General features: G+C 39.8%; 15 protein-coding genes. 8 read left to right on the top strand and 7 right to left on the bottom strand.

Annotated elements, in window-relative coordinates; translation table 11 throughout:
- Positions 1–8: 8 nt before the first annotated feature.
- On the bottom strand, positions 9–317 hold the full coding sequence (locus AC1TO5_RS09050; protein WP_482062455.1) for a hypothetical protein: 309 nt from the start codon (positions 315–317) through the stop codon (positions 9–11).
- A 37-nt stretch (positions 318–354) separates the two neighbouring features.
- A complete protein-coding gene (locus AC1TO5_RS09045; RefSeq protein ID WP_482062454.1) occupies positions 355–861 on the bottom strand; it encodes a Crp/Fnr family transcriptional regulator in 507 nt (168 codons plus the stop codon).
- A 239-nt stretch (positions 862–1100) separates the two neighbouring features.
- Here AC1TO5_RS09045 and AC1TO5_RS09040 point away from each other — a divergent pair, with 239 nt between their 5' ends.
- Positions 1101–1724 (top strand): hypothetical protein, encoded by a 624-nt coding sequence (locus tag AC1TO5_RS09040; RefSeq protein ID WP_482062453.1) that lies wholly within the window; start codon positions 1101–1103, stop codon positions 1722–1724.
- A 718-nt stretch (positions 1725–2442) separates the two neighbouring features.
- Here the strand turns inward: AC1TO5_RS09040 and AC1TO5_RS09035 are convergent.
- The 3 genes from AC1TO5_RS09035 to AC1TO5_RS09025 form a co-directional block, all read right to left on the bottom strand.
- Positions 2443–3543 (bottom strand): PAS domain-containing sensor histidine kinase, encoded by a 1101-nt coding sequence (locus AC1TO5_RS09035; RefSeq protein WP_482062507.1) that lies wholly within the window; start codon positions 3541–3543, stop codon positions 2443–2445.
- Positions 3533–4201 (bottom strand): response regulator transcription factor, encoded by a 669-nt coding sequence (locus tag AC1TO5_RS09030; RefSeq protein ID WP_482062452.1) that lies wholly within the window; start codon positions 4199–4201, stop codon positions 3533–3535. The genes AC1TO5_RS09035 and AC1TO5_RS09030 overlap by 11 nt, the downstream gene beginning before the upstream one ends.
- Positions 4202–4317: 116 nt before the next feature.
- Entirely contained in the window at positions 4318–4770 is a 453-nt protein-coding gene (locus AC1TO5_RS09025; protein WP_482062451.1) for a GAF domain-containing protein, read from the bottom strand.
- A 167-nt stretch (positions 4771–4937) separates the two neighbouring features.
- On the opposite strand from AC1TO5_RS09025, the gene AC1TO5_RS09020 reads away from it, so the two are divergent.
- The 6 genes from AC1TO5_RS09020 to AC1TO5_RS08995 all read left to right on the top strand — a co-directional run bounded on the left by AC1TO5_RS09020 (position 4938) and on the right by AC1TO5_RS08995 (position 12968).
- Entirely contained in the window at positions 4938–5699 is a 762-nt protein-coding gene (locus tag AC1TO5_RS09020; protein ID WP_482062450.1) for a Crp/Fnr family transcriptional regulator, read from the top strand.
- A gap of 245 nt (positions 5700–5944) precedes the next feature.
- Positions 5945–8539, top strand: a complete 2595-nt coding sequence (adhE, locus tag AC1TO5_RS09015; RefSeq protein ID WP_482062449.1) for a bifunctional acetaldehyde-CoA/alcohol dehydrogenase — start codon at positions 5945–5947, stop codon at positions 8537–8539.
- 59 nt (positions 8540–8598) lie between these two features.
- A complete protein-coding gene (pflB, locus tag AC1TO5_RS09010; RefSeq protein ID WP_482062448.1) occupies positions 8599–10860 on the top strand; it encodes a formate C-acetyltransferase in 2262 nt (753 codons plus the stop codon).
- A 38-nt stretch (positions 10861–10898) separates the two neighbouring features.
- Entirely contained in the window at positions 10899–11639 is a 741-nt protein-coding gene (gene pflA / locus AC1TO5_RS09005) for a pyruvate formate-lyase-activating protein (RefSeq protein WP_482062506.1), read from the top strand.
- A 356-nt stretch (positions 11640–11995) separates the two neighbouring features.
- Positions 11996–12169, top strand: coding sequence for a hypothetical protein (locus AC1TO5_RS09000; RefSeq protein ID WP_482062447.1), 174 nt, complete (start codon positions 11996–11998; stop codon positions 12167–12169).
- A gap of 46 nt (positions 12170–12215) precedes the next feature.
- Positions 12216–12968 carry a hypothetical protein gene (locus AC1TO5_RS08995; protein WP_482062446.1) on the top strand — a complete coding sequence of 251 codons (753 nt, stop codon included), beginning with the start codon at positions 12216–12218 and terminating at the stop codon, positions 12966–12968.
- A 130-nt stretch (positions 12969–13098) separates the two neighbouring features.
- Here AC1TO5_RS08995 and AC1TO5_RS08990 read toward each other — a convergent pair whose 3' ends face one another.
- Complete coding sequence (locus AC1TO5_RS08990) at positions 13099–13458, bottom strand: HesB/IscA family protein (RefSeq protein ID WP_482062445.1); 360 nt, start codon at positions 13456–13458, stop codon at positions 13099–13101.
- Between the two features lie 319 nt (positions 13459–13777).
- Between AC1TO5_RS08990 and AC1TO5_RS08985 the strand changes: the two genes are divergently transcribed.
- Positions 13778–14839, top strand: a complete 1062-nt coding sequence (locus tag AC1TO5_RS08985; protein ID WP_482062444.1) for an NAD(P)/FAD-dependent oxidoreductase — start codon at positions 13778–13780, stop codon at positions 14837–14839.
- 209 nt (positions 14840–15048) lie between these two features.
- Here AC1TO5_RS08985 and AC1TO5_RS08980 read toward each other — a convergent pair whose 3' ends face one another.
- Positions 15049–15321 (bottom strand): YuzB family protein, encoded by a 273-nt coding sequence (locus tag AC1TO5_RS08980; protein ID WP_482062443.1) that lies wholly within the window; start codon positions 15319–15321, stop codon positions 15049–15051.
- Between the last annotated feature and the right edge of the window lie 7 nt (positions 15322–15328).

Below are 15328 nucleotides of genomic sequence, written 5' to 3'. Positions count from 1 at the left end.
CGACGATGTTACCATCTGCCACCACGGAGATGCTCAATAATTGATTTAAATTCTCCATCATGCTCTGGTGAGTCCTCTTCACCCTTCATCTCGATTTTTGTAATATCAAGCTTGTAAGTTTCCTTTGCGCTCGTAGGAGCAAAAATAAGTTCCTGTTCATTTTCAAGCTGAACTTGATAACCTGACTGGGCGAAAGCTGCAATGAAATCATTAATACTAGGTTTACGATCATCAGGAAGGAAAATTAGCGCTCTAAGCATTTTCGTCTCTGGACCATCAATAAATTTGAAGTGAAATATACATTCTCGAAGTGCCATTACTACAAATACCCCTTTCACTTGGCTTGAAGCTATTTTAACCTTTTTTGAAGCGTCTGACCAGTTTTTCCCCAACATTTGCTTTCAACCACGGTAGTACGTAGAAGTCGCCTCCGAATTTACCTGCGTTACCAGCAGCTAGCATAACAATGAAACCTAGTAAAATCATATACGGGTTCGTACTAACTGTGCCAGCAAACATGAACATGAAGTTCATTAGTAATCCAAAGAATATTGCCGGTAATGTTAGAACGCCAAGTACTAAGCCAACACCTACAAGAAACTCGCCCCAAGGTAAAATAACATCAATAATTGCTACATTAGGTAAAGCTATATGCTCGATAAATGCGTTATAGACCGGATATAATACTTCATCACCTTTCGCAACGGGATTCGTAACAACGTTTTGTAAGTAGCCTGCTGCAGTGAATTCACCGCCAGTTATTTTACCCCAGCTACTTGTAATCCATTTGTATCCTAATACGATTCTTACGATAGCAACGATAGCGGCTGCGATTTTATTTTCTCTCCAAAACTTTAACATATCAATCACTCCTTGTTCTTTATGACCTTAGTATACGACGATAGGAATGATGAGTATGTGATTATAATCACATACTCAGTGAAAATTTCCACATTTATTATTAGGATGGTATTTAGTGAGATAAAGCTACTGAAAACGGCTGAGTTGTTAGGTTTCACATTTAATCACAATGGAATATAATTACAATAGTTTTCTATTTTATTAGATTGTTTTATACTTTGAAGAAAGGTTTGATTACTATGAGAAAGGTTATTGCGATTGTTCTCCTTTGTTTATTTCTTATTGCTTGCTCATCAGGAACAACCGTTCCACCTAGTTATAACTTCAAGCTAGATTACAATGATATTAACAACCCAGTACAATACACTTCATTAGACGAAGTCATAGCACAATCAGATTATATCGTACTAGCTGAGCTCGTAAGCGTTCGAACCTCTAAGACGGCTGGTATTGGAGATACTATGAAAGTTATTAAACAATATAAAGGAAGAGATAATTTCAATAACAGTACGTTGGACTATGTCTCCATAAAGCAGCTATCTAACGATGGGGATCAATTTCTAATGTTTTTACGTGAAAACAACAATATCTATTACTCCTCACCTTATTACTCCACATTTATTAGTACGAATCCATTGCAAGATAATGTATTTCTTGAAGGTCCTTTTACTGGATATAAATTAAATGATATTATAACTCAGATCAAAAATTCTTCTCAAATTGACCAATATGATCGAATTCAAGTAAAAATCTTAGACTCAGTGATAGATCACCAACACTTAATCGAGGATGGAGAATCTGAATTGCTCCTCACATCAAGACAAGGAAGCATCATCGCCAAGAGCGATATGATTATTTTATAGAGAATGTGAAGGAAAGTATAACTCCTTAACGAATAACGTAATAATAGGAAACATTGGAATTTATTAATAAGACGTTTGGTGAAATGGACTATTAATCTAACAATGGAGTTGGTCAATGATGCCAATTATAAAAAGGTTCTCGTTTTGGTTTATTATATTTTCAATTTTGATATGCTTTTTCAATATGTCGGGAAGTGATGATTATAACATAATCATTTTTATTACAAATCCGATAAACTGGCTGAACATTAAGTGGTTAACAAGAATCAATGAAAACCCCGATACTACTTATTTGTTCTTACCAATTCTTTATTTACAACATATAGCCTTTTGGGCGATTCTTGGGCACTTAATTGATCTAATAAGAGCACGAGTAGGTAAAAACAGAAAAAAATGATATTATGTAACGAAAAAAAGGGCGTATACCCCAACCGAAGGATATACGCCGTAGAGAAGAAGAAAAAAAGATTATGAAAGTCGGTAGGTTATGACCTCTTTCACGATCCTATGGTTTAGTATTAACGACTTCATGTCGCTTATACATCCATGTCTGCCATACCTTAGCGAATGTATTGCGTAAGGTAAGCTATGAACCAGTGTAGAAATTGTCGCTAGACTTTCGATTAGATGCTGTAAGTATCACGTTATAGCTCAAAAACGACCGCTATTAGGGAAGTCCCTACATAGCGGTCGTCTGTTAATATTCTATTAAATATTGTTATTTCGGTATCGTCAACGTTATCGTCGTCCCTTTTCCTTGTGCTGATTCGACTAGAAGAGTGCCGCCTACACTATTGGCACGCTCCTCCATACTGAATAAACCTACGCCCGTCCGCTCCAGTTCACCATAATTGAAGCCTACACCTTGATCTCTAATCGTAATAACGACCCGCTCTGCATGATCTTCAAATGCTACTACAGCCTCATCTACATCTGCATATTTCGCAATATTCGTTAACCCTTCTTGAATAATACGATAAATTACCGTTTCCTTTGTAGAGGTCAAACGCTGCTTCAGCCGACCAACCAATTCGACTTTTATTCCGAAATGATCTGTATAATTGTCCAAATATGTTTTGATCGCTGGCTCTACACCAAGATCATCTAGCACAGATGGACGAAGCTGCCAGGCCATACTGCGAACATCCTGCATCATCAGCGCTACATTACTTCTTAATTGCTGTAGCTCCGTTAATTGCTCATGATCAGCTAACATTCGATCGATTTGAATCATAAACGAAAATAAACTTTGTCCGATACCATCATGTAGCTCTCGTGAAATACGTTTTCGCTCTTCTTCCTGAACTTCCATCACTTTAACCATCATATCTTTAAGTTCTTTCTCAGCAAGCTTAAGCTTAGTTACTTCATTACGGATCGCCAAATACTGGTACGGTTGGTCTAATTCATCGAGAAACGGAACAATCGTCGTATTGACCCAATAGAATGTACCATCCTTTGCACGATTTTTGATCTCGCCAGTCCAAACCTCACCATGAGAAATTGTACTCCATAGCTCCTTGAAAAAAGCTTTAGGATGGTGACCAGAATTAATGATTCGATGGTCCTGCCCGATCAGCTCCTCTTCCGAATATTGCGATATTTCTACGAATTTATCATTAATATATTGAATTTTACCGCGCACATCAGTAATCGCTACGATCGAAGATACACCTAATGCAAATTGCACATCAATTAACTCTTCTAACGATTTCTTCGTCCGTTCAAACAATTCATTGTCTTCCATTACTTCTTCCAAATGGGACAATAAAACGTCTGTTCGTTCAAAGTACTGCCGACGGGTTCGATTATTGTTCATCTTCATCAAATTGCAGCAGCCCCTTTTGCAAAGCGAATTTAATCAACTCAGGTCTAGTTTTCAAGCTAAGCTTATCCATAATATTACTTTTATGAGCTTCAACCGTTTTTACACTTATAAATAGATTTTGGGCAATCTCTTTATTCGCATACCCTTTGGCAAGCCAGCCCAATACTTCCTTCTCACGTTCTGAAAGACTCATGTAAGCTGTATCATCGGCTGGTTCTATACTTTTCCGATTCATAAATTCGCTCATTAACTTCTTCGTTGCAGAAGGATAAAGATAAGCTTCACCTTTCGCAACCGCTTGAATCGCACCAACAAGCTCATCATGAGGTGCATTTTTCAATATATATCCGGACGCCCCAACCTTAATCGCTTGGAACAAATATTGCTCATCATCGTGCATCGTAAGTATAAGAATATTGACTTGTGGCAGCAGCTTTTTCAACTCAGCAGACGCCGTCATTCCATCCTTGCCATGCGGCATACTGAGATCCATTAGTACAACATTGGGCAGATGCTTACTCGCTAGCGCAATCGCTTCATCACCCTCTGAAGCTTCACCTACAACTTCTATGTCATAACGACCATGTAATAGCATCGATAGACCTGATCGAACAACTGCGTGATCATCACATATAAGAAGCCTAATCATCTATACAACCCTTTCATCACGTCATTTTCTACATTTATTATAACGGTAAACATGAATGTTTACAGCAAAATGTACGAATTCCGTAAAATTCTAGAAGGGAATGTAAGGGATTAGGCTTAATAATGATTGTTATCTATATAATGGGCGCAATAATCGGTAAGCTCATGTACAACTTCAGCCCCAGCTTCAACTTGCTGAGCATCATAATTTCCTTCATAACGTTTACCTATTAATATAGCACCATTAATTTGATGCTGATCCAATGTAATCGGCCATACTGCTGCATGGAGCAGTTTCTCTGTCAGCATAATCGATTCACCCAAGTCAAAGATTTCATGCTTGGCTGCTCGGGATTGTAAAAAACTTCCTGTACGTAATACTTCGCCTGTCAGACCGAGATTGATCTGCTGTCGAATTCGCTGCGTGCGATTGCTTACACTACCGTACACGGGATACCAGTGGAGCTTTCTAGTTGCTCGATCTAGAACTCCAATAGCTGTTAGATCGCTTTTTGTACGCTTTAACAATTGTTGTAGCTTTTCTTCTACAATAATTTGAGTTGGAGTCATAAACCTGCTCCTTTCCGACTAGTTACCTCTATATCATACCAGCGAATAGGTCAAGTGTATGTTAGGGAGATACCTTAAACCGATGTAGGGCATTCCCCGATATTAAGTATTGTCATAACAACGTATAGTATAAATATAGAAACCGCACCAGAAAGGATGAGGCTTAGATGAGTATTTACTACGATACAGAAACAACTAAAGCGAAAAGACCGAGTAACAATTATAGACCAGGTTCTCTAAGCACTGTGTTTACAGATGAGCAACTCGACCTTCTTGCTTCAGTCATGCATACCAAAAAATACTCTGCTGGCACGCACCTATTCTGGGAAGGCGATGATGCGAATGCAGTGTATTGGATATTAAAAGGTCGCGTTAAACTGCGCAAATCTGCTTCGGACGGCAAAGATCTTCTACTATCTATTCTACAACCTGATGATATGATTGCCGACATTGATGCTTGGGACACGACCCATCGTTATACTGCCGAAACGATAGATCAAGTAGAAGTAGGGATTATTCCTAGATTGCAGCTTGAAATGCTAATGGTCAAATACGGAGATTTTGCTTATCGATATGCGATGTGGATGGGGCTTATCCAACGCAAAACAGAATCTAAGCTACGTGATCTACTAATGGGTGGAAAAAACGGTGCGCTTGCATCTACACTTATCCGTCTATGCAACAGCTTTGGCGAGAAGCAAGCCAATCAGCACATTCATATTGATATAAAATTAACGAACAATGAGCTCGCAGAATTAGTAGGAACAACGAGGGAAGGTATTAATCGCTTGCTTGCTTCCATGAAAAGAGATGGGATCATATGCAGTGAAAGTACTGGCTACTTGAAAGTAACTAATCTTGATGCTTTGAAGGATATGGCTGGTTGTCCCATATGCCCTACTTGTCCGAAAGAAATATGCCGACTATAAATGGCTATGCAAAAGCTCACTTTTGCATTACCTCTATACGAAAGAGTACTCAATGAATCTTTAATTTAGATCCGTGGAGCTGCTCTTTTTTTGCATAAGAAAAAATTTTCTCATAGACTATAAATTAATCCCCCCCCCCCTCATAAACTTTGTGATATTTAGCACATCACTTCACGCTTATCTACTCTACAATGGATTTATTATCATCGTCATAAAAGTATGAACAGGTTAAGGAGTGATGAGCTATGGCATTACATGAGTCGAAGCTCCAACATTTCAATAAAGATGATCTTCATATTCAGCTAAGTATTGAGCGTGCAGCTATAGCCGCCGAGCAATTTAGTACGATGAACCAGGAACAAATCGACGAGATTGTTCAGCATATGGCGCTTGCAGGCATTGGTCGCCATATGGAACTGGCAAAACTTGAGCTGGACGAGACAAAACGTGGTGTATTCGAAGATAAAATCATAAAAAATATGAATGCCACGGAAAGCATATATCATCAATTGAAATATATGAAAACAGTTGGAGAAATTGAAAATAATCCATATGAGCAATACAAAGTCATTGCTGAACCAATTGGCACCCTTGTTACGTTAATTACAGAAGTTTCACCTGTTGCAACTACATTATTTCAATGTTTAGTAGCGGTGAAAACACGTAATCCAATTATCTTTGTATTTCAAAAAGAAGTGACACGTTGTGGCATTGAAGCCGTTCAAAGTGTTCGAGATGCAGCTATTCTTTCCGGTGCACCCGCCTTCTGTATTCAATGGGTGGATCATTCTACTCATGCAGCAACACTCACGCTTATGTCTCATGAAAACGTTGCCTTAGTCATTTCTAATGGGGATAACGATTTACTGCAGACCGCCAAGCAGTTAGGGAAATCGACATTAAGTGTTTCCTATGGAAACGTTCCTTGCTATATTGAGCGCACAGCAGATTTGAAACAGGCGATTACAGATCTAATATTGTCTAAAAATTTTGACAATAGCATGATGTTTACTTCAGAACAAGCACTTCTCGTCGATCAACAAATTTATAATCAAGTCGTACGAATGATGAAAGTACTAGGCTGTTACTTCCTTAATGAAGAGGAAAGCAATACGCTAATGAACCATATTTTCAATGAGCAAGGTAATCTCAAAGCTAATTATATTGGCAAATCAGCGCTTGATATTGCCCAGGCGATTGAGCTAGATATACCTGAGGATACAAAGCTATTAATTGTTCCACAAGAACAGGTTGGTGCAGCCTTTCCCTTCTCAGCAGTAAAAGCTTGTCCAATTCTTGCACTCTACATTGTAGAAGATGCCGATATGGCTATAACACTCGCCCAGCAGCTTATAGCGCTAGGTCACGGGAAGCATTCGGCGATTATTCATAGTCATAATGAACCTATTATTCAGAAATTCAGCCAACAATTATCAAGTAATCGTGTCATAGTTAATGCACCATCCATTCAAGCGGCGATGAATAATCAAGAGCGCGAGCAGTCACCATTCGCATCATTCGGCTACCAATCATCAAGTAATCATCAGCGAATGAATATGGAGCTCCTTCATCTTAAACATGTATCTAATCGCAATGTCGATATGCAATGGTTCAAAATACCACCGAAGCTATATTTTTCAGCTGGTGCGACACAGTATTTAACAAAAATGCCTAATATACATCGGATTATCATCATTACGGATCAGCGTATGGAGCAGCTTGGATATGTTGATAAAGTTCAATACTTCCTACGCAAACGTAGTGAACCTGTACAAATCGAGATTTTTGCCAAAGTAGAACATGAGCCTACGATCGATATCGTGATGCAAGGTACGGAGCGGATGAATGCCTTTCAACCAGACTGTATTATTGCACTAGGAGGGGGTTCTGCAATCGATGCTGCCAAAGCGATGTGGTTATTTTATGAAAGTCCAGAAACAAGCTTTGATACGATTAAAATGAAATTTATGAACATTCGTAATCGAGTATATAAATATCCAACACTAGGTAAACGAGCAAAGCTTGTTGCTATTCCGACAACATCAGGTACTGGATCTGAAGTAACCTCCTTCGCTACGATTACCGATGTTAGAAAAGGGCATTCCAAATATCCGCTAGCAGATTATGAATTGATACCTGATGTCGCGATTATCGACTCTGAATATACAGCTTCACTCTCACCTACAGTCATTGGTGATACTGGCATGGATGTACTAACACATGCGATTGAAGCTTATGTTTCGATTATGGCCAATGATTTCAGCGATGGGCTAGCTATTAAAGCGATTCAGCTTGTCATAGAGAATTTAGAAAAATCCCATGCAATAGCTAATCCTGTTGCGCGTGAAAAAATGCATAATGCATCAACGATTGCAGGCATGGCGTTCTCCAACGCATTTCTTGGGATCTGTCATAGCCTTTCCCATAAATTCAGTGCGGAATTTCAATTGCCGCATGGTCGAGTCAATGCAATTCTGTTGCCTCATATTATTCGTTACAATGCTTCTCGACCGACAAAATTTCAAAATTTCTCCAACTATAAACATTTCCAAGCAGATATACGCTATGCAGAAATCGCTCGCTTAGCTGGCTTACCTGCCCATACGACCAATGAAGGTGTCAATAGTTTGATACTATGTGTGAGACAGCTCAATCGTTCACTTGGTATACCTGACAGCTTCGAGCAATGTGGCATCTCTGCCATTTCTTTTGACTCTAAAGTAGATTACCTTGCCGAGCGGGCATTTGAGGATCAGTACACGAACTACAATCCAAGACTTCCTTTAGTAGCTGAGCTTTCACAGCTTTACCGTCAAGCTTTCTACGGTGAATTTCAATAAATAAATGCATGTCAACTTCAACTTCAATTTCAAATTCAACATGATATGGAGGAATAAGCATGAGTACATTAAATACAGTAAAAGGTAATATTGCAGCATGGCGTAGCTTTGAAGAAGGACAATGGTCAGACGAGATCGATGTACGAGATTTTATCGTTCGCAATATGAGCTCCTACACTGGTGATGAGCAATTTCTAACAACTGCAACGGAAGCAACAACTAAGTTATGGGATCGGATTAGTCAACTTTCTCGTGAAGAGATTGAGCGTGGTGGCGTATGGGATGTTGATACAATGACGGTTTCTACAATTACTTCTCATGCACCAGGTTATATCAATCAAGAGCTTGAACAAATTGTCGGCGTCCAAACCGATGCTCCCTTCAAGCGTTCTGTCCAACCATTTGGCGGTATTAAAATGGTCGTCGATGCTTGTAAGGCATACGGATATGAAGTTCCACAAGAGCTAGTCGATGTGTTCACTACGATTCGTAAAACGCATAACCAAGGGGTATTCGATGCTTATACACCCCAGATGCGGCTAGCACGTAAAACGGGTATCATTACTGGATTACCAGATGCTTATGGTCGTGGGCGCATTATCGGTGATTATCGTCGAGTCGCATTATACGGTGTTGATCATCTTATTCAATGTAAATTAGCAGACAAAACGTTAACCGATGCTTCACCAATGAATGAAGAAACGATTCGTGAACGTGAAGAACATTCCGAGCAAATTCGCTCGCTACAAGAATTGAAAGAAATGGCAGCTACCTATGGATATGATATAGCTCGCCCTGCAGAAACAGCACAAGAGGCGATTCAATGGTTATACTTCGCTTATCTTGCAGCTATTAAAGAGCAAAATGGCGCAGCAATGAGCTTAGGTCGTGTATCTACTTTCATCGATATTTATATTGAGCGTGATCTGCAAGATGGTACATTGACAGAGCAAGAAGCGCAGCAGCTAATGGATCATTTCGTTATGAAATTACGTATTGTGAAATTCCTTCGTACACCAGATTACAATGAACTATTCAGTGGTGATCCAACTTGGGTAACAGAATCTATTGGAGGCGTTACGACGACCGGGATCCCAATGGTGACGAAATCTTCATACCGTATTTTGCATACATTGTACACGCTTGGACCATCACCTGAACCGAACTTAACGGTCCTTTGGTCTAATGATTTACCTGATGCGTTCAAAAAATATTGTGCCAAAGTATCCATTGAAACGAGCTCTATACAATATGAGAATGATGATCTAATGCGTCCGACATTCGGCGATGACTACGGTATCGCCTGCTGTGTATCTGCTATGCGGATAGGCAAACAAATGCAATTTTTTGGCGCACGAGCTAATTTAGCAAAAGCGTTATTATACGCGATTAATGGTGGCGTCGATGAGAAGATGAACCTCCCTGTCGTTGCTGCTGCATTACCAGCACTGCAATCCGAGGTACTTGATTATGAAGAGGTTATGCAACGCTTTGACCATGTCATGGATTGGCTGGCTGGATTATACATCAATACATTAAATGTTATTCACTATATGCATGATAAATACAGCTATGAGCGATTAGAATTTGCGCTACATGACCGTGAAATTTTACGTACGATGGCAACTGGTATCGCTGGCCTATCCGTCGTTGCCGACAGCTTGAGCGCTATTAAATTCGCTAAAGTATATCCGATTCGCAATGAGCAAGGCATTGCAGTTGATTTCCGTACAGAGGGAGAATACCCACAATACGGTAACAATGATGATCGCGTTGACCAAATTGCTGTAGACCTTGTCCATCGCTTTATGGAGAAGCTAAGAAAGCATCCAACTTATCGCAATGCTGTGACAACACAATCTGTGCTCACAATTACATCCAATGTCGTTTACGGTAAGAAAACAGGTACAACACCAGATGGTCGTAAAGCTGGTGAGCCATTCGCTCCTGGCGCTAACCCGATGCATGGTCGTGACCGTAAAGGTGCATTAGCATCGCTAAGTAGTGTTGCTAAACTACCGTATGAAGATTCGCTTGATGGTATTTCTAATACGTTCTCGATTGTTGGTCGTGCACTTGGTAAAGATGAAGCGACTCGGAAGAACAACTTAACAGCACTGCTTGATACGTATATGTCGCAGCATGCACATCATCTTAACGTCAACGTATTTGATCGTGAAACATTACAAGATGCAATGGCACATCCTGAGTTATATCCACAGCTAACTGTTCGTGTATCTGGCTATGCTGTTAACTTTATTAAGCTGACGAAGGAGCAACAGCTTGAGGTCATCAGTCGTACATTCCACGGTGAAATGTAATGGCGAATCTTGCTCAGCAAATAGAACATGATCGTCACATGAAAGGACGTATTCACTCCTTCGAAACGTTCGGAACAGTTGATGGTCCTGGTATTCGCTTCGTACTCTTCATGCAAGGCTGTGCACTTCGTTGTCAGTTTTGTCATAATCCGGATACATGGGATATGACGACAGGTAAAGTAATGACAGTCGATGAAGTCATTGCGGAAATTGAACCTTATCTCACTTATTATCGTACTTCTGGCGGCGGAGTCACCTTCTCAGGTGGCGAGCCGTCACTACAAGCACCATTTCTTGCTGCACTAGGCAGGGAATTGAAACGTAGACATCAGCTCCATATTGCGATGGACTCATCTGGATTCTGCGAGCCATCCCATCTTGATTCAACTAGATTGCTAGATGTATTAGATCTTATCTTACTTGATCTAAAGCAAGCTAATGAGCAGAAGCATATAGCGCTAACGACTCAATCTAATGAACGCATATTGCGAATGGCTCGTCATGTAACTGAATATGGCACGAAGCTATGGATTAGGCATGTAGTACTGCCCACATTGACTACTGATCCAGAAGATGTTGATGCACTAGCAAAGTTGGTCGCTAGCCTACCTACCGTCGAAAAGGTAGAGCTACTTCCATACCACGAAATGGGTAAATTCAAATGGCAAAGTCTTGGGCTAGACTATGAGCTTGACCATATTAAACCTCCTTCACAGGAGCAATTGGCAAGCATTAAGCAGCAGCTTGAAGCGTCATTGAACATTCCTGTTATTATGTAGCCGTTGCGAGAACTAATCGGAGTCCGCTACGGCGTAGGAGAGTGATTAGATCTCCCCGCTTGGGTATGAAGTCACTGAAAAATTAGTGTGTTAGAAAAACTTAAGCTGTTAAGGGGCGAATTTGACTCACTTAATGCAAGGTGAGCCTCCAGATGCGATATTCTGGAGGCTCATTTTTATATTAATAGTTATTTTATGTATCTTCCTTCGCTTAATCTACAAACAAGGCAATTTGTTACTCCATTTAGCTGTGGACTATAATTTTATAGTCTACGGAGCTTGGTTATCTCCTCTGCCACCAAACATTTCCAATATACTTCCATTCATGTATACTCTTTACAAAGGAGTGCTCATATATGGAAGTGATTAGTTATTGCTTATCCTACATATTACGCAAGCTTGCTGCGGCTGGGTTAACTCTTGTAAGCTTCTTCTTATTTGCTTGTCTTGTCACAGGGGCCAGCACTTATTACGCTTTTCAGTTAATGAATCTACTACCTATCTGGTTTGTTCTATATGTATATGATTAGTGAGAATTTCGAAGTGATTTGGAAGTTATATTAATAGGAGGTTAATATGAAGCGTATATTTACGATAATCTTACTGCTCACTATGTTGTTAATATTAGGTGGTTGTAGCTCCGAAAATTCCGATAAGCCGTTTATGGCATGGATGGATGCTTATATTGCTGTCGAAGTTAATACAGAGCAGCAGATTGCAGCAACCTTATATTCTAAGAAAAAACTATCCTTCCAGTCAGAAGACATCATTACTATGCAATTCATTGGAGCTCAGCAACAGCTTGCCATTCAACAATATAGGGTTATAGAAAACACGGATCCAATCACATCTTATCATCGTTATGATATTATCATTCACTACAAAGCGCTTGAAACTGGGCAGTATGAAACCTCTGGTATTGAAATTACAACATTATCTATGCCACCTATGTCTCTACCGATCGGAACATGGCACTTTGACGTAATTGATGCTCCAGCCGAAGCCATACAATCGTGGAATTCACCTGGCGCATATTCGAATAACGAGAAGCTACCTTACGACTATACTTCCTCTAATGACGCAACATTGCTTACTTCCATTCAATATAGTAAAGATTCAACTATTGAAAATAAGGATGGGTTACCATTAGCAGGAAGCATTGATATTAAGCAAGATTATAACGCTCCTTTCGTCTATATTCGGACTAAAATCCATTCTAATCATAACAATCTGACTTCACTCGACTATGGAAATGGAATCTATCTCCTTTCCCAAGCTTCTGCAAAAGAGCTTATCGAAATATCGAGAGCACATAATCAATTAGAGTAAATGAGTTCGACATAAAATCGATTAGAGGCATCTTACTCGCCGCATAATAGTATAGATATAACAGATAAAAGGGGATCATCTCTCAGTCATTTTAATGACTGAGAGATGATCCCCTTTCTTCAATTCACAATTAACAAGGATCAGCTGCTGGATTACCTGCATCTACGGCTGTACGGAAGCTAGAACCACAACCGCAAGTAGCTGATGCATTTGGATTTTCTATCGTAAATCCACCACTCATTGCCGCTTCTTTATAGTCGATAACAAGACCACGTAAATATTTTGCGCTTTCTACATCTACTGCAACTTTAAGACCATCTACTTCAAGTAATGTGTCTCCTTCTTGCTCTTCATCATCGAATCCCATACCGTAAGAGAAACCGCTACAGCCACCCTCTTTTACACCTACACGTAAAAACATTTGGTCATTTTCTTCCGCTGCAAGCATCTCACCAAGCTTTTCTCCTGCAAGTTCAGTTATTGTAATCATGTTATTTCCTCCTAAAACTTTTCATGTACTTCCCAAAATACTACTTTGTAATGAAAAGTAGCATCGGAAGCCGATACGTTATTATAATCTCGATTAGAGATGTTCACTTACCTTAATATAGTATAAGTATACTCCACTATTTCTTATTGCTCAATAGATGAACGGATTCGTTTATAAGCAATTGTTATTATCCCATCTCATACTAATTACCATCATAGAGGGATTGTACTATATAGCAAGCTTACTTTATAATGATCAATATTACTTCTATTCTATAGCATTCTAAATGGTTCGGTTACTAATAATTGGAGATGACAAAATGAGTTATAACTTAGTTGTTCTCGGTGGAGGATATGGTGGCTTAGCATTAATAAATGAGTTATTGAATAAAGGATTACCGAAAGCGACTTCAATTACACTTGTCGATCGTTCACCTTTTCAAGGGTTAAAAACAGAATATTATGCTCTTGCTGCTGGAACAGCATCCGATCTACAGTTACGAGTTGCCTTTCCTAATTCCCCGGATGTACACTTAGCTTTAGGCGAAATCATTGAAATTAATCGTGAACAAAAGACTGTACACGTAGAAGGTCATGATCCAATTCAATATGATTCGCTCGTTATCGGCCTTGGCTGTATCGATCATTATCATGGTGTTGAAGGTGCGTCGCAATATGCGAATAGTTTACAAACATTCCAAGCTGCTCGAAAAGCTTATGCTGATCTGAATAATGTGAAGCCTTATGGACAAGTTACCATTGTAGGCGGCGGACTAAGTGGCGTTGAAATGGCATCTGAGCTTCGTGAAAGTCGTCCCGATATTAACATCGCATTAATCAATCGTGGTCCAAATCTATTAGGAAGTTTCCCCTCAAATGTGCAAACTTATGTAGCGGAATGGTTTCTGGAGCATGACGTTAATTTATTAATTAATACGGCACTCCATCGAATTGAGTCCGGGGTGTTGTATGCTGAGAATCAATCGCATCCGATCGAAGCGAATTCAATTCTTTGGACTGCAGGAATTCAGCCCGTAGCATTAGTTCAACAATTACAGGCTGCCAAAGATAATCAGGGCAGATTAATTGTTAATGAACAGTATCAACTTCTTGATGATCCGCATATTTTTGTAATTGGTGATTGCGTAAGCTCTGAATATTCACCAAGCGCTCAAGTAGCTGGCTTACAAGGAGAACGTGTAGCGAAAGTACTTCATGCGATATGGAATAATTATTCCCTTCAGTTAGAACCATTCAAGCTTAGAGGTACACTTGGGGCACTTGGTAAACATAGCGGTTTCGGTGTAATGGGGAAACTTTCAATGCGTGGAAGAATACCGCGATTAATTAAAAGCGGTGTATTATGGCGCGCTAAGCATTAAGATTGGATGTTTTGAAATTCCTCTTCCAATAAAGGTTCAAAACATTCGCTTGTCAGCATCGAGAAGATGACCCACAGCGGAAACGAGTAGCACAGCGTACGTTTTGGGTACGTGAGCACACGCAGGCTTTCGATGGGGGGCATATTCGAAGCCGATTACGCTACGTTAGCATAGTCATCGTGATCACAAGTGGATGTTTTGAACTACCTCTAAAGGGTGTCGATTAGCTTATCTAGTGCTGCGGTATTCTCCTCCTCATCGATGAGAAATTGCTCTATTCGCTGCTCTAACTCTGCAACGGAATCTGCTGCGACGATTGATCCATTCACTAGTGCAAATGGCTTCAAATAACATTCGCCACAATTACCTAAGCAGCCATATTCTGTTCCTTCAAAATCATCATCCGCTTCATATTTATCAAGTAATTTTTCTGTGCCGTGGTGCATATTTCCTGCACAAAATTCAACTGTAGGTTTCATCATGATTATA

This window comes from Paenibacillus sp. Y930 (genome assembly GCF_056786375.1).
This window is presented reverse-complemented; position numbering and strand designations above follow the sequence as displayed.